20 protein-coding genes are annotated in these 17316 nt (G+C 46.7%); all 20 read left to right on the forward strand.

Annotation, left to right across the window (positions count from 1 at the left end; all coding sequences use genetic code 11):
- Positions 1 to 77 precede the first annotated feature (77 nt).
- The 20 genes from IQ294_RS04070 to aroB all read left to right on the forward strand — a co-directional run bounded on the left by IQ294_RS04070 (position 78) and on the right by aroB (position 17316).
- Entirely contained in the window at positions 78 to 1046 is a 969-nt protein-coding gene (locus IQ294_RS04070) for a YpdA family putative bacillithiol disulfide reductase (RefSeq protein WP_203332763.1), read from the forward strand.
- A gap of 54 nt (positions 1047 to 1100) precedes the next feature.
- Positions 1101 to 2069: an asparaginase gene (locus IQ294_RS04075; RefSeq protein ID WP_203332764.1), complete on the forward strand. Its 969-nt coding sequence runs from the start codon at positions 1101 to 1103 to the stop codon at positions 2067 to 2069.
- An 82-nt stretch (positions 2070 to 2151) separates the two neighbouring features.
- The gene (prsW, locus tag IQ294_RS04080) at positions 2152 to 2835 is read left to right on the forward strand and encodes a glutamic-type intramembrane protease PrsW (RefSeq protein WP_203332765.1); all 684 of its coding nucleotides are present in this window, start codon (positions 2152 to 2154) and stop codon (positions 2833 to 2835) included.
- Positions 2836 to 3013: 178 nt separating this feature from the next.
- Complete coding sequence (gene cmk, locus IQ294_RS04085; protein WP_203332766.1) at positions 3014 to 3688, forward strand: (d)CMP kinase; 675 nt, start codon at positions 3014 to 3016, stop codon at positions 3686 to 3688.
- Position 3689: 1 nt separating this feature from the next.
- Positions 3690 to 4271, forward strand: coding sequence for a 1-acyl-sn-glycerol-3-phosphate acyltransferase (locus IQ294_RS04090; RefSeq protein ID WP_203332767.1), 582 nt, complete (start codon positions 3690 to 3692; stop codon positions 4269 to 4271).
- Between the two features lie 78 nt (positions 4272 to 4349).
- Entirely contained in the window at positions 4350 to 5495 is a 1146-nt protein-coding gene (rpsA, locus tag IQ294_RS04095; protein WP_203332768.1) for a 30S ribosomal protein S1, read from the forward strand.
- Positions 5496 to 6551, forward strand: coding sequence for a type 2 isopentenyl-diphosphate Delta-isomerase (gene fni / locus IQ294_RS04100; RefSeq protein ID WP_203332769.1), 1056 nt, complete (start codon positions 5496 to 5498; stop codon positions 6549 to 6551).
- Between the two features lie 93 nt (positions 6552 to 6644).
- The gene (der, locus tag IQ294_RS04105) at positions 6645 to 7955 is read left to right on the forward strand and encodes a ribosome biogenesis GTPase Der (RefSeq protein WP_203332770.1); all 1311 of its coding nucleotides are present in this window, start codon (positions 6645 to 6647) and stop codon (positions 7953 to 7955) included.
- 25 nt (positions 7956 to 7980) lie between these two features.
- The gene (locus IQ294_RS04110; RefSeq protein WP_203333295.1) at positions 7981 to 9000 is read left to right on the forward strand and encodes an NAD(P)H-dependent glycerol-3-phosphate dehydrogenase; all 1020 of its coding nucleotides are present in this window, start codon (positions 7981 to 7983) and stop codon (positions 8998 to 9000) included.
- 150 nt (positions 9001 to 9150) lie between these two features.
- Positions 9151 to 9354 (forward strand): DUF2768 domain-containing protein, encoded by a 204-nt coding sequence (locus IQ294_RS04115; RefSeq protein WP_203332771.1) that lies wholly within the window; start codon positions 9151 to 9153, stop codon positions 9352 to 9354.
- 10 nt (positions 9355 to 9364) lie between these two features.
- Complete coding sequence (locus tag IQ294_RS04120; protein WP_203332772.1) at positions 9365 to 10075, forward strand: YphF family lipoprotein; 711 nt, start codon at positions 9365 to 9367, stop codon at positions 10073 to 10075.
- A 175-nt stretch (positions 10076 to 10250) separates the two neighbouring features.
- A complete protein-coding gene (locus tag IQ294_RS04125) occupies positions 10251 to 10523 on the forward strand; it encodes an HU family DNA-binding protein (RefSeq protein ID WP_203332773.1) in 273 nt (90 codons plus the stop codon).
- 344 nt (positions 10524 to 10867) lie between these two features.
- The gene (gene folE / locus IQ294_RS04130; protein ID WP_203333296.1) at positions 10868 to 11437 is read left to right on the forward strand and encodes a GTP cyclohydrolase I FolE; all 570 of its coding nucleotides are present in this window, start codon (positions 10868 to 10870) and stop codon (positions 11435 to 11437) included.
- 38 nt (positions 11438 to 11475) lie between these two features.
- Positions 11476 to 11697, forward strand: a complete 222-nt coding sequence (gene mtrB / locus IQ294_RS04135) for a trp RNA-binding attenuation protein MtrB (protein ID WP_203332774.1) — start codon at positions 11476 to 11478, stop codon at positions 11695 to 11697.
- Positions 11698 to 11784: 87 nt separating this feature from the next.
- Positions 11785 to 12561, forward strand: coding sequence for a heptaprenyl diphosphate synthase component 1 (locus IQ294_RS04140; RefSeq protein ID WP_203332775.1), 777 nt, complete (start codon positions 11785 to 11787; stop codon positions 12559 to 12561).
- Positions 12562 to 12566: 5 nt separating this feature from the next.
- Positions 12567 to 13271, forward strand: coding sequence for a demethylmenaquinone methyltransferase (locus IQ294_RS04145; RefSeq protein WP_203332776.1), 705 nt, complete (start codon positions 12567 to 12569; stop codon positions 13269 to 13271).
- A 17-nt stretch (positions 13272 to 13288) separates the two neighbouring features.
- Entirely contained in the window at positions 13289 to 14263 is a 975-nt protein-coding gene (gene hepT, locus IQ294_RS04150) for a heptaprenyl diphosphate synthase component II (protein WP_203332777.1), read from the forward strand.
- A gap of 87 nt (positions 14264 to 14350) precedes the next feature.
- Complete coding sequence (ndk, locus tag IQ294_RS04155; protein ID WP_203332778.1) at positions 14351 to 14797, forward strand: nucleoside-diphosphate kinase; 447 nt, start codon at positions 14351 to 14353, stop codon at positions 14795 to 14797.
- A 268-nt stretch (positions 14798 to 15065) separates the two neighbouring features.
- The gene (aroC, locus tag IQ294_RS04160; RefSeq protein WP_203332779.1) at positions 15066 to 16238 is read left to right on the forward strand and encodes a chorismate synthase; all 1173 of its coding nucleotides are present in this window, start codon (positions 15066 to 15068) and stop codon (positions 16236 to 16238) included.
- A 4-nt stretch (positions 16239 to 16242) separates the two neighbouring features.
- Positions 16243 to 17316, forward strand: coding sequence for a 3-dehydroquinate synthase (aroB, locus tag IQ294_RS04165; RefSeq protein WP_203332780.1), 1074 nt, complete (start codon positions 16243 to 16245; stop codon positions 17314 to 17316).

The raw sequence follows: 17316 nt of genomic DNA on the forward strand, positions 1-17316 counted from the left end.
GTCTGATGTAGAGTATTCCGTTCAACTTATATAGACTGAAGATAGAAAAGAAATACGATAGGCAGGAGTTGGCTTTAATGGAAACGACGGATGTCATAATTATTGGCGGAGGTCCTTGCGGATTGTCTGCAGCAATTGAACTGGAAAAAGTGGGTCTCCGGGCGATTGTCATCGAAAAAGGAAATGTGGTCAATGCTATTTATAAGTACCCGACACACCAGACTTTTTTCAGTTCCAGCGAACGTTTGTCGATAGGGGACATTCCTTTTATAACAGAAGAACGCAAACCGAGACGAAACCAGGCGCTCGTCTATTACCGGAATGTCGTCTCGATGACAGGCATCGATGTCAGAACTTATGAAACGGTGTTATCTGTGGATAAAGAAGAGGATTTCATCATCAAAACCGATAAAAAATCGTATCGTTCCAAATACCTGGTGGCAGCGACCGGTTATTATGACCAGCCGAATAAGCTGAACATTGAAGGAGCGGAACTGGAAAAGGTGATGCATTACTTCAAAGAAGGGCATCCATATTTCAATCAGGATGTTCTTGTGATCGGCGGTAAAAACTCGGCGGTCGATGCTGCGCTCGAGCTGCATAAAGCGGGCAGCCGTGTCACCGTCTCTTATCACGGCACAAGTTATTCACAAAGCATCAAACCATGGATACTGCCTGAATTCGATGGCTTAGTCCGAAAAGGGGAAATCCGTATGCTGTTCGATTCCATGGTGGACCGGATTTCTGCGGATGAAGTGGAGCTTACCGTCGATGACAGAAAAGAAGTCATCAAAAATGATTTCGTATTTGCCATGATCGGCTATCATCCGGATCACGGATTCCTGCAGAGCATGGGAATTGCCATCGACCCGGCAACCGGGCGTCCTGCGTTTAATGAGGAAACGATGGAGACCACTGTAGACCGTCTGTATATCGCAGGGGTCATTGCGGCAGGAAATAATGCCAATGAAATATTCATCGAAAATGGCCGTTTCCACGGAGGCCAGATTGCTGCCGACATCGCAGCGAAAGAAGCTAGAAGCTGAATTTACAGGAATGGGAAAAATACCACAGCTTTTTGTATGGGAAGGAGTTTTTTTATGAAGAAAAAAGTATCTTTGATCACGACAGGAGGAACTATCGCCTCACGAGAAATCTCAAAAGGATTATTGAAATCCGGGGCGATCTCGGGGCAGGAGCTGGCTGAATTGTGTCAATTGCCGGTTGACATCGAAGTAAAAGTCGTTGATTTGTTCCAGCTGCCGAGCATGCATATCGGATTTGACCAGATGATGGACATCCAGCGGGCGGTGGAGAAGGAATTCCTTGATCCGACAGTGAGCGGGGTGGTGGTCACTCACGGCACCGACACTCTGGAGGAAACTGCTTTCTTCCTGGATTTGACGGTCGATGACAGCCGGCCTGTCGTAATCACGGGCTCCCAGCGTGCACCTGAAGAAGTGGGGACGGATGTTTATTCGAATCTGCGGAATTCCATAAACGCAGCAGTCGATCTGACGCTGCGCGACGTGGGATCAGTAGTCGTGTTCAACGAAAGGATTTATACCGCAAAATATGTCAAAAAAGTGCATACAAGCAATCTGCAGGGATTTGACAGTTTCGGGCACGGCTATCTGGGGATCATCGACAACGATCAAGTCAGGGTTTATCAGAAACCGATAACACGTGAAATACATAAAGTGGTTGACAGCATACCGCGGGTCGATATCGTCAAATGCCATTCCGGCCAGGACGGTTATATCATCGATATGCTTGCAAAAGGCGGTTCAAAGGGGATTGTCCTTGAAGCTGCAGGGAGGGGACAGGTGTCACCCCATATGGTGGATGCCATCGAACAAGCTGTAATGAACGGTGTATTCGTCATTCTGGCGACAAGCGCTGAAGAAGGCAATGTCTACCCTTCCTATGGCTATCCGGGAAGTGCCCATGATTTATTGTCGAAAGGCGTTTTCCTGGGCCGGGATTACGACAGTAAAAAAGCGCGGATTAAGCTGGCGGTTGTTCTGGCTTCAGCAGAAACAATTGACGAACAGACTTTTTCCATTTAAAAGGAAGAATTTATTCTCAACGGCTAAAAATTCATAATATATCGTGATATACTGGAGTTACTATGTGCAAAGGAGCATCACGATGATTATATTATTGACTGTAGCGATAGCTCCGAGCCTGGCATTATTCAGTTATTTCTATCTGCGCGACCAGTTTGCGCAGGAACCTTCGAAATTATTGTTCCAGAGTTTTATATACGGGGCTGTCTTGACTTTCCCGATTTTATTTCTTCAATATGTTTTTAATGAAGAGGGGCTTTTCAGTCATGTCTTCACTTCGGTTATTCTGTTTCCAAGCATAATAGAAGAATTTTTCAAATGGCTCGTACTGCTGATCGCCATTTTCCGCCATGTCGATTTTGAAGATCCTTACGACGGTATTTTATACGGGGCCAGTGTCTCCCTCGGATTTGCGACTGTCGAGAACATCATCTACCTGCTTGAATACGGTACGGACATCGCATTTATCCGGGCGTTGCTCCCGGTTTCCAGCCATGCATTATTTGGTGTTGTCATGGGGTATTATTTCGGAAAGGCGAAGTTTTCTTCGGATGATGGAGTTGAACATAAATGGCTTTTTCTGGCATTGGCCGTCCCATTTATGCTGCATTTCTTTTTCAATGCGATTATCCATTACAACGATAACCTTTTGCTGGGCGCTGCTCCGTTCATGCTGTTCCTTTGGTGGTTCGGCCTTCGGAAAGTGAAGCAGGCACATCTGCTGTCACTGGATCATTACCATCAGCAGAATTCCAGGTTCCCATAATTGAAGAAAATCAAAAATGGTCCGGCTATCCGGGCTATTTTTATTGGCTGAATAGGTGAAGGCCAGTGGAGCCGGGATACCGCTTCGCTATTCCTTCATATGCCTTTCAGAGCTTAACGGGCGCTGTCGCTTTTCTTGTGTTAAAATAATTTCAATACATATGATGAGGTGACTTTTTTTGACGAAATCCATACAGATAGCACTTGATGGCCCGGCTGCGGCAGGAAAGAGCACAATAGCAAAAATCGTAGCAGAGAAATTGGGCTATATTTATATCGATACGGGTGCCATGTACCGTGCAATCACTTTAAAGGCGCTGGAATCAGGGATAGACCTTGGAGACAGCGAAGAAGCGGGGAATTTACTGCGTGATACAGCTATCGACCTGCAGCCCTCTCCGAACGGACAGCTGGTATTCCTGGATGGGCGGAATATTACGGAAGATATCCGCTCGCGAAATGTGACGAAATCCGTGTCGGAAATGGCATCCCATGAATCTGTCCGTACACAGATGGTGAAACTTCAGCAACAGCTGGCATCCGGCAGAGGCGTGGTGATGGATGGCCGGGATATCGGAACGGATGTATTGCCGAATGCAGAGCTGAAAGTTTTCATGTCGGCTTCTGTCGAAGAGCGTGCGAGACGCCGGTATGAAGAAAATATTTTAAGAGGGATCAATACACCTCTGGCTGATCTTCAGAAAGAGATAGCGGCACGCGATAAAATGGACAGTGAACGGGCTGTTTCTCCTTTACGCCAAGCAGAAGATGCATTCTATCTGGATACGACTGAACTGAGCATTGAGGAAGCGGCACAGGAAATTCTAAAATTAGCGGAAGAAAGGTTGAACTGAAGTGAATTTATATACAGTCGGAAAAGCATTGGTCAAAACGGCATTGACTCCCCTTTACCGCTTCGAAGTGAAGGGCACTGAGAAATTTCCGCAGCAGGGAGGAATTCTGCTTTGCTCAAATCATATACATGCACTCGATCCGCCTGTAGTGGGGATGACTTCGCCGCGTACGGTCCATTTCATGGCTAAAGAAGAATTATTCAAAGTGCCGGTGCTTGGGCGCATCCTGCCTCAGGTCAATGCATTCCCTGTAAAACGGGGGATGAGTGACAGGGAGGCACTCCGCAGCGCACTCCGCATCTTGAAAAACGGGGATGTCGTCGGATTGTTTCCGGAAGGGACGAGATCGGACGATGGGGTGCTGAAAAAAGGGTTGAGCGGAGCCGGTTTCTTTGCGCTCAGAGGCAATGCCGATGTCATGCCTTGTGCGATCATCGGACCCTATAAGGCATTCCGTAAAGTGAAAGTCGTCTACGGAGAACCGATTTTAATGGAACCGTACCGGGAACGCAAAGCCTCTGCTGATGAAGTTACGTTAGTAATAATGGAGAGTATCCAAAAACTTCTGAATGAAAACTCGTAAAAATAAGGTGAAATTTTTGTTTTTGTTAGAGAATTCGCATAAAATAGAAGATGGATAGTTTGTGAAGGAGGGCTACTTATGTCTGAGGAAATGAACATGATGGAAAACAGTGAATTTAAAGCTGGCGATCACGTAAAAGGTACAGTTGCTAACATCGAAGAAAAAGCAGTTACAGTTACGATCGAAGGTGCTCCGTTCGATGGGGTAATTCCAATCAGTGAGTTGTCGAGCCTCCATATTGAAAAAGCATCAGATTCTGTACAGGTTGGTGATGTACTTGATCTGGTGATTACAAAAGTGGAAGACGAAAACTTTGTTTTATCCAAACGTAAAGTGGATGCCGAACAAGCGTGGGATCTATTGGAAGAAAAGTTCAATTCAGGTGAAATCATTGAAGCGGAAGTGAAAGACGTGGTGAAGGGCGGCCTGGTGGTCGATCTTGGAGTCCGCGGTTTTGTGCCGGCTTCACTTGTTGAAGATTATTTTGTAGAATCATTCGAAGATTATAAAGGGCGCACAATGACGTTCAAAATCGTTGAAATGGAAAAAGAGAATAACCGGCTCATCCTTTCTCACCGGGCTGTCGTTGAAAAGGAGAAAGAGTCCCATAAAGTGGAAGTGATGGAAACGATCCATCCCGGTGACGTCATCAAAGGGAAGGTTCAGCGGATCGCTTCGTTTGGCGCATTTGTCGATATTGGCGGAGTAGATGGACTTGTCCATATCTCGCAGCTTTCTCATGAACATATTGATCAGGTATCGGATGCCGTTTCTGAAGGTCAGGAAGTCACTGTAAAAGTCCTTTCGGTAGACCGCGATTCGGAGAGGATTTCCCTGTCCATCAAAGATACATTGCCTGGACCGTGGGATTCCATCGAGGAAAAAGCGCCAAAAGGGTCGGTCCATACAGGGAAAGTGAAGCGCCTTGTAAGCTACGGCGCATTTGTTGAAGTGCTGCCTGGTGTAGAAGGCCTCGTGCATATCTCGCAGGTTGCCCACAAACACATTGCGACGCCGCATGAAGTTCTCAGCGAAGGCGAAGAAGTCCAGGTAAAAGTGCTTGATGTCAATAAAGAAGATAAACGCCTGTCACTCAGCATCAAGGAACTTCAGGAAAAAGAGGATAACCAGGATTATTCGGATTATGAAATGCCGGAAGAATCGAGTGGCTTCTCCATCAGCGACGTGATTGGCGACAAATTGAAAGGATTCAAATCCGAGTAGATGTCGAGAGCCCAGCGCAAGATGGACCATATCAATTATGCATTAACAACAGGTCAGGGCACGGGTGCGATGTTCGATGACGTCCGATTCGTTCATCAGGCATTGCCGGGCCTTGGTGTGGCTGATATTGATCTGCGCCCTGAAACAGGTGATTTGAACTTAAAATCACCTGTTTTTATTAATGCTATGACAGGCGGCGGCGGAGAACATACAGAAAAGTTAAATGCCATCCTGGCACGGGCTGCACGGGAAACAGGAATGGCCATGGCAGTCGGATCCCAGATGTCGGCCATCAAGGATCCTTCCGAACGTGCGTCATTCAAAACAGTCCGAAAAGAAAATCCCGATGGCATCATCTTCTCCAATCTCGGCAGTGAAGCGAGTTTGGAACAGGCAAGGGAAGCTGTAGAAATCATTGAAGCGAACGCCCTTCAGATCCATTTGAATGTCGTGCAGGAATTGACGATGCCTGAAGGTGACCGCAATTTCAAAGGCGCACTCGATCGAATCCAGCTCATCGCGGATTCGATCGATGTGCCGGTCATCGTTAAAGAAACGGGCTTCGGCATTTCCTATGAAACTGCGGTGAAACTTGCCGGCACTAAAATTTCTGCAATTGATGTCAGTGGATACGGCGGCACCAATTTCGCCAAAATTGAGAATGAAAGGCGCGCTAAGAAGCTGGCGTATTTCCAGGAATGGGGCATTCCAACAGCAGCCGCAATCATTGAAGTGAGGCAAGCCTTCCCATCAACGGTACTCGCTTCCGGAGGCATCCGAGATGCCCAGGACATGGTGAAGGCGTTTCTGCTGGGGGCTGACGCTGCAGGTCTTGCAGGAACTTTCCTTAAAGTGGCGGTTGAGGAAGGTGAATCGGCACTCATACGGAACGTGGCCGAACTGCATGAAGACCTGGCCATGATGATGACTGCTCTTGGTGCCCAGTCCATTCGCGAGCTGCAAAAATGTCCGGCAGTCCTGTCGGGTGAACTGGCAGCATATCTGACGGCCAGAGGGTTTGATCCGTCTCTTTTTGCACGCGTTTCAAAAAACTGAATATTTCACCTACAAGGAGGATGGACATTTACAGGATGCCATCCTCCTTTTCGTGTATAATAAACATATCAGAAGTGGAAGGATGAACTAATTATGTCAAAACCGACAGTAGCAATAGTCGGCCGTCCGAACGTAGGCAAGTCTACGATTTTTAATCGTATTGTTGGAGAGCGGGTTTCCATCGTGGAAGATATTCCAGGTGTGACGCGTGATCGTATTTACAGTTCTGCAGATTGGCTGACACATGAATTTAATATTATAGACACAGGAGGCATCGACCTTCGTGACGAACCGTTTTTGGAGCAGATCCGTCAACAGGCGGAAATTGCCATGGATGAAGCGGATGTCATCATTTTCCTTGTAAATGGCCGTGACGGTGTAACCGTCCAGGACGAACAAGTCGCAAAAATCCTTTATCGTACAAAAAAACCTGTCATATTGGCAGTCAATAAAATCGATAATCCGGATATGAAACCGATGATTTTTGATTTCTACACACTTGGAATGGGCGAACCCTATCCAATTTCGGGCTCGCATGGCCTTGGCCTTGGAGATCTTCTAGATGAAGTGGCAAAACACTTCCCGAAAGAAGATGAAGAGGATTATCCGGACGATGTCATCAAGTTTTCATTGATCGGCCGGCCGAATGTCGGTAAATCTTCTCTGGTCAATGCATTCCTAGGCGAAGAGCGTGTCATCGTCAGTGAAGTGGCGGGCACGACACGGGACGCAATCGATACCCAGTATGAATATGAAGATCAGCCGTATGTCATCATCGATACTGCCGGCATGCGCAAAAAAGGGAAAGTTTACGAGACCACTGAAAAATACAGTGTGCTTCGTGCTCTACGGGCTATTGAACGCTCCGACGTCGTCCTGGTTGTCCTGAACGCTGAAGAAGGCATCCAGGAGCAGGACAAGAAAATTGCCGGTTACGCGCATGAAGCGGGCAAGGCAGTCATCATTGTCGTCAATAAATGGGACGCCATCGAAAAAGATGAAAAGACGATGAACGTCATGACGCGGAAAATCCGCGAACATTTCCTGTTCCTCGACTATGCGCCGATCATGTTCGTATCAGCGATCAGCGGCAAACGCGTACACACGATCCTTGAAACCATCAATAAGGTCAATGAAAACCATTCACGCCGCATCCAGTCAAGCATACTCAATGAAGTCATAGCGGATGCTGTAGCGATGAACCCGGCTCCTACAGACAAAGGCCAACGTCTGCGCCTCTATTATGTTACACAAGTGGCCATCCAGCCGCCGACGTTCGTAGTCTTTGTAAATGAACCGGAATTGATGCATTTCAGTTACGAGCGGTTTATCCAGAACCGCATACGGGAAAGCTTTGATTTTGAAGGTACCCCGTTGCGTCTGATTACACGGGCACGTACTTAAGAGAGTTAAAGGTGGTAATTGAATGATGGAAAAAATTACGGTCTATGGTGCCGGCAGCTGGGGGACAGCCCTCAGCTATGTACTGGCCCAGAATGGCCATGATATTCTTTTATGGTCTCACCGGCCTGATCAGGCGGATGAGATCAACCGGCATTCCAATGAACGCTATTTAAAAGGCATTAAGCTGCCTGAAAACCTCAAGGCCACCAGCAATCTCGAGGAAGCGGTGCGGCATGCGGATGTGCATGTCATGGCCGTCCCGACAAAAGCGATGCGGGAGGTTTCTTCCGACATCGCAGCGCTGATCCAGAAACCATCGCTGTTTATCCATGTTTCCAAAGGGATCGAGCCTGACAGCCTGAAAAGGGTCAGTGAAATGATCCGTGAGGAAATTCCCGGAAAGTGGATAAAAGACCTTGTAGTTCTTTCTGGACCGAGCCACGCAGAGGAAGTGGTGCTTGAGCATCCGACGACTGTCACGGCTGCCTGTGAAAACACAGCGTCCGCTGAACGGGTGCAGGATATGTTCATGAACCATTATTTCCGTGTCTACACGAATACGGATGTCATCGGTGTGGAAATTGGCGGAGCCCTGAAAAATATCATTGCCCTCGCTGTCGGCATTACGGATGGCCTGGGCCTTGGCGATAACGCAAAAGCTGCCATCATGACCCGCGGCCTTGCAGAAATTGCCCGGCTCGGTGTGAAGATGGGAGCGACCCCACTGACGTTTTCAGGGTTGACTGGTGTGGGCGATTTGATCGTCACATGTACCAGTCAGCATTCCCGCAATTGGCGCGCCGGCAATATGCTCGGCAAAGGCAGTTCACTGGACGAAGTGCTGGAAGATATGGGCATGGTCGTCGAAGGGATCCGTACGACGAAAGCAGCGCATCAGATGGCGCAAGCCTACGATGTGCCGATGCCGATCACGGAAGTCCTTTACAGTGTCCTGTTTGAAAATGTACCTACAGATGAAGCTGTAGGGCATCTGATGGGCAGAATGAAAAAAAATGAAATGGAAGATCTGATCGATTTGCTATAGGAGAAGCGGCGTAAATGCGCCGCTCTTTTTTTATCGGCAAGTCAAGGGTGGCCTCGGCCAATTGTCTGTTCTTCGTCAAATTCTCTACGGGCACTAAGGTTAGTCTTATGCTATACTATGGACTGAAACTGAACGAGAGGCGGCTAATTAATGAGTGCTTTGGATAAAATGTGGGTATCATTTGCTGGTATAGCTTTTCTGATCATCTCCATGGGATTGATTTACTTAAGCAGATACAAATTGAATAATGGCGTACTTAAATTTATTTTTGCCCTGGTTGCGTATATTTTGCTGATACTTGGATTCTTCATCATGGTCTTCACGATTTTCAGCGGTCCAACTGGCGGCGCATGAGGTGGTAAATATGAAAAAGACAGTTCTTTTTTCTTTGCTCATTACGGCCTTGTTTCTGCTCAGTGCTTGCGCATACCCGGACAGTGAGCGGGCAGAAAGTCAAATACCCCACGAAGATCAATTGATTTCCGTCCAGGATGGGGTGAATAAATACCGAAATGCAAGTGGGGGCTTATTGCCTATAAAGACGCGGGATATGGAAGTCGATCAATACATCAAGTATCCGATTGATTTTTCAAAAATCGTACCTGCCCATATGTCTGAAATTCCTCCCAACGCTTTCGAAACCGGCGGTATATTCCAGTATGTCTTGACGGATGTTGAAGAAAATCCGACTGTCAAACTGGTTGACTTACGGGTTGCTGATGCGATTCGATCCGTCAATATCAGGAAGAGTGCGAATGGCGGAAAAGCCCCGATTTCAGAAATCATTTCCGATAATGTCTATAAGTTCAACCATACCCTTATGGGCTTCAAGGAAGAACCGGCTGTAACCAGCCCTTACAGCGGCAGGAAATTACCTATGGTAATTACTGGGAGTGGTGAAGTTTTCGTGGATTATTCCATGGATTTATATTCCGCGCTACAGGAGTATGAAGGGGAACTGGAAGAAGGACAGGATATCCGTTTTCTGTTATATGAGGATTCTCCGATAGTGCCTGCCTATTCGCTGCCATACACAATTGATGAAAACGGGGAACCGATTTTCGCAAATGAGTGATTATTGTTGATTTTACAAGGTTTATGATAGAAAATCCTTCTTTTTAGAATATTTTGTCAGTTTTTGCCTTGAAACTGCCGAAACCGCTGTAATAGTGGTTGCTATGCGTTTTTCGATGTGATACTCTTTTTACAGGATTGATGGTAAACATCCCCTTTGAGAGGAGGTGAATAGCATGAACAAGACAGAATTAGTGAACTCTGTTGCTGAAGCAGCTGAACTTTCCCGTAAAGATGCTGCTAAAGCAGTTGACGCTGCATTTGAAGCGATTCAAGGCGCTTTGACAAAAGGTGAAAAGGTACAGTTGATCGGTTTCGGTAACTTCGAAGTGCGCGAACGCGCTGCCCGTAAAGGACGCAACCCTCAAACTGGTGCAGAAATCGAAATCGCTGCAAGCAAAGTACCTGCATTTAAACCAGGTAAAGCGCTTAAAGACGCAGTGAAATAAGTTGTAAAGCTGTACATAGAGTGGCTCCGCCGGAATGGAGATTCCGTCGGGGCCATTCTTTTTATTGGATGGATTCTGTCAGGTCGAAACCGGTGCCCGAAATCCACGGCAGCCCTGTCCAGGAAAACAGCTTGCTTTCCAAAACCAGCTCTCATATGCTAAGATTCTTATGCTAAGATGGTAAGAGGCGGTCATTTTTGGCCAATTCTATCTAAATTCGAAATTCAGACCTATCATGATCAAGCAACCATAAAATATATTCAAGAGATGAACCCGATTTACATATGAACTGAATGTATACGAATTCGTCTTTTACAGGAGGAACCGCAGTGACCGATACAGAATTGCAGAATGTTGATCTTGAAAAAATAGAAAAGGCAGTTTCAATGATCCTGGAAGCGGTAGGTGAAGACGTTTCACGTGAAGGCTTACAAGATACGCCGAAACGTGTTGCAAAAATGTATGCGGAAGTTTTTTCCGGCTTGAAGGAAGATCCGAAGGAATATTTCAAAACAGTATTCCATGAAGGCCACGAGGAACTGGTTCTAGTAAAAGACATCCCTTTTTATTCGATGTGTGAGCATCATCTGGTGCCTTTTTTCGGCAAAGCGCACATTGCCTATATTCCTCGTGACGGAGTAGTGACAGGGCTAAGCAAATTGGCGCGTGCAGTGGAAACTGTTGCGAAGCGGCCGCAGCTGCAGGAACGCATCACATCGACCATCGCTGATTCGATGATGGAGACCCTGAATCCCCACGGTGTATTTGTCATGGTCGAAGCTGAGCATCTCTGCATGACCATGCGCGGAGTAAAAAAACCTGGCGCCACTACAATAACGGCAGTATCACGGGGCATCCTTGAAACCGATGCCATCAAACGCTCCGAAGTCATTACCTATATCAATAAAAATTAATGGAATCAATAAATTGCAGACGGAAGCAGGTGAAGGAAATGGCTCAAACTGAATATATTGTCATTCGCGCCCAGGAAGACGGAGTGAATGTCATCGGATTGACGCGCGGCAACGACACGAAATTTCATCACACGGAAAAACTCGATAAAGGTGAAGTGATGATTGCACAGTTTACTGAACATACATCTGCAATGAAAATTCGAGGAAAAGCCGAAATTCATTCAGCACATGGCATGGTCGAAAGCGAGTCCAAGAAATAGGGCCAAATGAGTGAAGGCGGCACCTGTGCTGTGTTATACTTATGTAGAATAAATGTAGAATTCTTTAATCACGAATGGAGCAGCAGTATGAATGAATTACAAATACATTCTAAAATCACATCCATGGAAATCGATGTCCTTCAGGCATTGCGGCAGCGGACTCTCGATAAATATACAGCCGGCCCCTCGATAGAACGGGCGCGTTTGTTCTTTTTGCTGCTGCCTTTTTTTGATGGACAACAATGGCCGGAAGATGTTGAGGATTCTGCTAAGACAGTCGCCATCGTCTATGCGGCTTTGCATGCCCATGATCAGGTGAAAGAAGATACCCCGGTTTCGAAAAGCCAGCAGCTTACAGTGCTGGCCGGCGATTTTTACAGCGGTATTTATTATCAATTACTCAGCAATTCGAATAATATCAAGATGATCCAGCTGCTGGCGAGCGGAATTATCGGCGTCAGTGAGAAAAAAGCGACACTTTATGAAAGCCAGAAGATGTCTATAGCTGGAATAGAAAATGCGGCAGAAGTGATCGAAACGCGCTTGTTGCGTATTTTTTATGATTATTATGGCTTTTCACAATATGCAAGCATAGCGGAACCCGCTTTGGAATATGTTTATTTCTCAAGGCAATTGGATTATCTGCAGAGCGGCATCGAGACCAATCTATTAAGCAAGCTGAATCAGACATTGTCTTTGCCGATGTACAGCGAGCGCTGGCTCCTCGATAAGCTGGATATGCTCCACCATGAATTGAACAAAGCTTTGGATGGCCAGCAGCTGGATTTTCATGTGAAAAATTTTCTGCTCCATCAAATCACTCCGCATCAGCATTTAGCTGAACAGCTTACCCGAGAAGGATGACGAAGATGCCTAAAACCAAAGAACAGCGCGTCCATGAAGTATTCGAAAAAATTTCAGAAAACTATGACCAGATGAATTCCGTCATCAGTTTTCAACAGCACAATAAATGGCGTAAAGATACAATGCACAAAATGCAGGTAGCTCCAGGTTCTTCTGCGATAGATGTCTGCTGCGGAACGGCGGACTGGACGATCGCCCTTGCAGAAGCAGCCGGCCCGGCCGGAAGGATTGTCGGCCTCGATTTCAGCCAGAATATGCTGAATGTCGGAAAAGAGAAAACGAGCCACATGCCGCAGGTCGAACTTGTCCAAGGCAATGCGATGTCTTTGCCTTATCCAGACAATTCGTTTGATTTTGCGACGATCGGTTTCGGCCTCCGGAATGTACCCGATTATGAACAGGTGCTTTCTGAAATGCACCGCGTCCTGAAACCGGGTGGAATGATCGCCTGTTTAGAGACTTCCCAACCGGAGAGTCTTCTGTTCAAGCCCTTTTTCCGTTTTTATTTCCGGTTCATCATGCCGGTTTTCGGAAAGCTTTTTGCAAAGAGCTATAAGGAATATTCCTGGTTGCAGGAATCTGCCAAAGGTTTTCCGGGAATGAAGCAATTGGCCAAGCTGTTTGTGAAGGTCGGCTTCGAAAAGGTCAAATATAAGCCCTATACCGGCGGAGCTGCTGCGCTGCATATGGGGATTAAAAAAGTAAAGTAGCGGGAGAAGGTTTTTAAGTGGAAAAGGTGAAGTTGAAATTGCTCTATTCCGACCTTAGACCGGAATTGGATAAGATTGAAAAAGAATTGGAAGTCGCTGTGGGTTCCAATTCACTCCTCCTTAATGAAGCTTCCCTACACTTATTGCAGGCCGGAGGAAAAAGAATCCGGCCTGTTTTTGTTTTGCTTGCAGGCAAATTCGGCAATTACAATGTCGATGTCATGAAACAGGTGGCCGTTCCACTCGAATTGATCCATATGGCTTCACTCGTCCATGATGACGTCATCGATGATTCTGAGATGAGACGCGGCCAGGCAACGGTGAAAGCACAGTGGAATAATAGTGTAGCGATGTATACGGGGGATTTCATATTGGCACGGGCTCTGGAGTATATTACGGTGATCAAAGATTCCGAAATACACAAGATCCTCTCCAAAACCATGATCGAAGTATGCCGCGGGGAGATTATCCAGATTGAGGATAAATACAAATTGGATCAGTCCATCAGGGATTACCTGCGCCGTATAAAACGAAAAACAGCATTACTGATCTCTTCCAGCTGTGAACTCGGGGCGACAGTTTCCGGCACGGATGCTGAAACAGCCGCCAGACTTCGGAGATTCGGTTATTTTATCGGCATGTCGTTTCAGATCACCGATGATATCCTGGACTTCACTTCAACGGATGAAGAATTGGGGAAACCTGCCGGCAGCGATTTCATCCAGGGCAATATCACGATACCTGTCCTGTTTGCCCGCAAAGATCCGAAAATCTACAGCAAGTTGAAAGAAGCGCTTGGAAAAGATTTGTCTGATGAGGAACGCCGTGAAATCGTTAGAATGATCCGGGACAGCAATGCGATGCAGGAAGCTAAATTGTTGAGTGACAGATACCTGGAAAAGGCTTTGGAAGAACTTTCCCATTTGCCGAAAGGTCCTGCCAATAAGACGATGCGGAAAATCGCATTGTTTATCGGAAAGAGAAAGTTTTAGGCAGAGAGTTGACAATCCGCTTCATAATGATAGTATTTTTTAAGGTGGGCAAAATTGCCCGAGCTTTTAATAGAGGAGTGTTCATGAATGGAAAAAACATTTTTAATGGTAAAACCTGATGGTGTACAACGCAATGTAATCGGTGAAATCGTAGCGCGTTTCGAGAAAAAAGGCTACAACCTTGTAGGTGCTAAATTGATGCAGATCCCTGCTGAATTGGCAGAACAACATTACGGCGAGCACAAAGAGCGTCCTTTCTTCGGTGAATTGGTTGAATTCATCACTTCAGGTCCCGTATTCGCAATGGTTTGGGAAGGCGAGAACGTTATTTTGACAGCACGTCAAATGATGGGCGCTACAAACCCTAAAGATGCAGCTCCAGGAACTATCCGCGGCGACTTCGCAGTCACTGTCGGCAAAAACATGATTCACGGTTCGGATTCAGCTGAAAGCGCTGAGCGTGAAATCGGCTTGTTCTTCAAAGAAGAGGAATTGGTATCTTACGAAAAAACAATGAGCAGCTGGATTAACTGATCCAATTGACAACGTAATGAAAGGCATCCTTCGGGGTGCTTTTTTATTATCTAAAAAAATTCAGGTTTTAATCATTTGGAGCACGGGTTTTGGAAAGCAAAGCTGTTTTGCGCAATATCGTTTAATATTTTCCATTGCCCTTAATTTCCAGTTTGTCATGACATGCCGGTATAGTTCACTTTCTTGTGATTTTCATATAGAATTGATGAAATATTATGTGTTATAGTGGTACATAAATACTTTAGTGCGTTGAAGGGAGAAAGCGTTTATGCGTTATTTGACAGCAGGAGAATCACATGGACCGCAATTGACAGCTATTATTGAAGGGTTGCCGGCAGGGATGCCGCTCACAGCTGACATGATCAATAAAGAATTAAAGAGAAGGCAAGGGGGGCACGGCCGCGGCCGGAGAATGCAGATTGAGAAGGATACAGTCGAGATCGTCTCAGGTGTCAGGCACGGTAAAACCCTTGGCTCACCTGTAGCCCTGGTTGTGAAAAATGATGATTGGAAACATTGGACCAATATCATGGGCATCGAACCTATCGAAGAAACCGATGAAGTGAAACGCCAGATATCACGGCCGCGGCCAGGCCACGCCGATTTGAATGGCGGTATGAAATATGGCCACCGCGACCTGCGGAATGTACTGGAACGTTCTTCAGCACGTGAAACCACTGTCCGGGTTGCAGTAGGTGCGGTCGCTAAACAATTATTGAGCCAATTGGGCATCGAAATGGTCTCGCATGTTACAGAAATCGGCGGCATTAAAGTGGATCCAAAAAGTTTCGCCGGCAAATCGGCAGCTGAAATCCGTGAACTGGTCGAAAAAGATGCGGTATATTGTGCAGATCCATCCGTTACACAGCAGATGACGGATTTAATCGATGAAACGAAAAAAAATGGTGACTCGATCGGCGGCACAGTGGAAGTGATTGTGGAAGGCATGCCGCCGGGCATCGGCAGCTATGTCCATTATGACCGTAAGCTGGATGCCAAGATTGCGGCATCTGTCATGAGCATCAATGCTTTTAAAGGAGTCGAATTCGGAATCGGTTTTGAAATGGCCCGGAAGCCTGGAAGCCAGGTGCATGATGAAATTCTCTGGACGGAAGAAGCGGGTTATACACGCAACTCGAATAACCTGGGTGGCTTCGAAGGGGGCATGACCACGGGAATGCCGATTGTCGTCCGCGGCGTGATGAAGCCGATACCGACTTTATATAAACCGTTACAGAGTGTGGATATCGAAACGAAAGAACCGTTCCAGGCAAGTATCGAACGATCTGACAGCTGTGCTGTGCCTGCCGCTTCAATTGTTGCGGAACATGTTGTCGCATGGGAAGTTGCCAACGCGCTGCTCGAGCAGTTTGATGCCGACCAATTGCCGCGCTTGAAAGCGAACATCGCTGACTACCTGACTTATACGAAGGAGTTCTGATTCTATGACTACACTGACTGTGGAAGCTGGTAATCCTTATAAAGTGCATATCGGGGCCGGAGCAGTGAGTGAACTGGAAGAAAGCTATGGCGAACTTCTCGCCGGTGCCGACAAAATAGCCGTTATTGCCGATGCATATGTCGCTTCCATTCATTTGGATTATCTGCAAGCCTATTTGCCGAAGGCGGCCGAAATCTATTTTAAAGAAATACCACAAGGCGAGAACGCGAAGTCGATAGAAACATTCATGGAATGCCAGAGTTTTTTATTGGAAAATGAGTTCTCAAGAAACTCCCTCCTAATCGCTTTCGGGGGAGGAGCCGTCGGAGATCTGGCTGGGTTTGTCGCTTCGACATTCATGCGCGGCATCCCTTTTATCCAGATTCCGACAACGATTTTGGCACATGACAGCGCAGTCGGCGGAAAAACGGCCATCAACCATGCTGCCGGCAAAAATATGATCGGCACGTTCCATCAGCCTGTGGCTGTCGTCTATGACACACATTTCCTGAAGACCTTGCCGGCTAAGGAAATCCGCTCCGGAATGGCGGAAGTCATCAAACACGCTTTCATTTCAAATGAAGGATGGCTGGATGAGTTATTGGCTGTAGCAGATATAACCGAAATAGCTGACGCAGAGATGGCTGTCCACCTCGAGCGCGGGATTGCGGTGAAAGCGGCCATCGTCGAAGAGGATGAATATGAAAACGGCGTCCGTAAATTTCTGAACTTTGGCCATACACTGGCCCATGCGATCGAAGCCAGTGCCGGCTACGGTAAAATAACTCACGGCGAAGCAGTGGCGGCCGGTATGGCTTATGCCCTTGAATTATCGGGGCATCATAAACTGCCCCGGTATTTAAGATGGTGCCTCGCTAATGATTATCCGCTTGAAATTTTATCGGAACTGCCTTTTGACAAACTTTTACAATTCATGAAAAAAGATAAAAAGACATCCGGCGGTTTATTGAAATTCGTATTGCTTGAAGACACAGGACAGCCGTTCATGGAGACGGTGGAGGAGCATCAGGCGGAACAAGCCTTTAGAGCAATCTGTTCAAAGATAGGGGAGCTGTAA

The sequence above is a fragment of the Planococcus beigongshangi genome (genome assembly GCF_016820495.1).
GTDB classification, from domain to species: domain Bacteria; phylum Bacillota; class Bacilli; order Bacillales_A; family Planococcaceae; genus Planococcus; species Planococcus beigongshangi.

Excerpts from the sequence above, each read along its gene's own strand:
- IQ294_RS04070 (WP_203332763.1), top strand. The coding sequence starts at position 78 with ATGGAAACGACGGATGTCATAATTATTGGCGGAGGTCCTTGCGGATTG.
- IQ294_RS04075 (WP_203332764.1), top strand. The coding sequence starts at position 1,101 with ATGAAGAAAAAAGTATCTTTGATCACGACAGGAGGAACTATCGCCTCA.
- prsW (WP_203332765.1), top strand. The coding sequence starts at position 2,152 with ATGATTATATTATTGACTGTAGCGATAGCTCCGAGCCTGGCATTATTC.
- rpsA (WP_203332768.1), top strand. The coding sequence starts at position 4,350 with ATGTCTGAGGAAATGAACATGATGGAAAACAGTGAATTTAAAGCTGGC.
- fni (WP_203332769.1), top strand. The coding sequence starts at position 5,496 with ATGTCGAGAGCCCAGCGCAAGATGGACCATATCAATTATGCATTAACA.
- der (WP_203332770.1), top strand. The coding sequence starts at position 6,645 with ATGTCAAAACCGACAGTAGCAATAGTCGGCCGTCCGAACGTAGGCAAG.
- IQ294_RS04110 (WP_203333295.1), top strand. The coding sequence starts at position 7,981 with ATGGAAAAAATTACGGTCTATGGTGCCGGCAGCTGGGGGACAGCCCTC.
- IQ294_RS04115 (WP_203332771.1), top strand. The coding sequence starts at position 9,151 with ATGAGTGCTTTGGATAAAATGTGGGTATCATTTGCTGGTATAGCTTTT.
- IQ294_RS04120 (WP_203332772.1), top strand. The coding sequence starts at position 9,365 with ATGAAAAAGACAGTTCTTTTTTCTTTGCTCATTACGGCCTTGTTTCTG.
- IQ294_RS04125 (WP_203332773.1), top strand. The coding sequence starts at position 10,251 with ATGAACAAGACAGAATTAGTGAACTCTGTTGCTGAAGCAGCTGAACTT.
- mtrB (WP_203332774.1), top strand. The coding sequence starts at position 11,476 with ATGGCTCAAACTGAATATATTGTCATTCGCGCCCAGGAAGACGGAGTG.
- IQ294_RS04140 (WP_203332775.1), top strand. The coding sequence starts at position 11,785 with ATGAATGAATTACAAATACATTCTAAAATCACATCCATGGAAATCGAT.
- IQ294_RS04145 (WP_203332776.1), top strand. The coding sequence starts at position 12,567 with ATGCCTAAAACCAAAGAACAGCGCGTCCATGAAGTATTCGAAAAAATT.
- ndk (WP_203332778.1), top strand. The coding sequence starts at position 14,351 with ATGGAAAAAACATTTTTAATGGTAAAACCTGATGGTGTACAACGCAAT.
- aroC (WP_203332779.1), top strand. The coding sequence starts at position 15,066 with ATGCGTTATTTGACAGCAGGAGAATCACATGGACCGCAATTGACAGCT.
- aroB (WP_203332780.1), top strand. The coding sequence starts at position 16,243 with ATGACTACACTGACTGTGGAAGCTGGTAATCCTTATAAAGTGCATATC.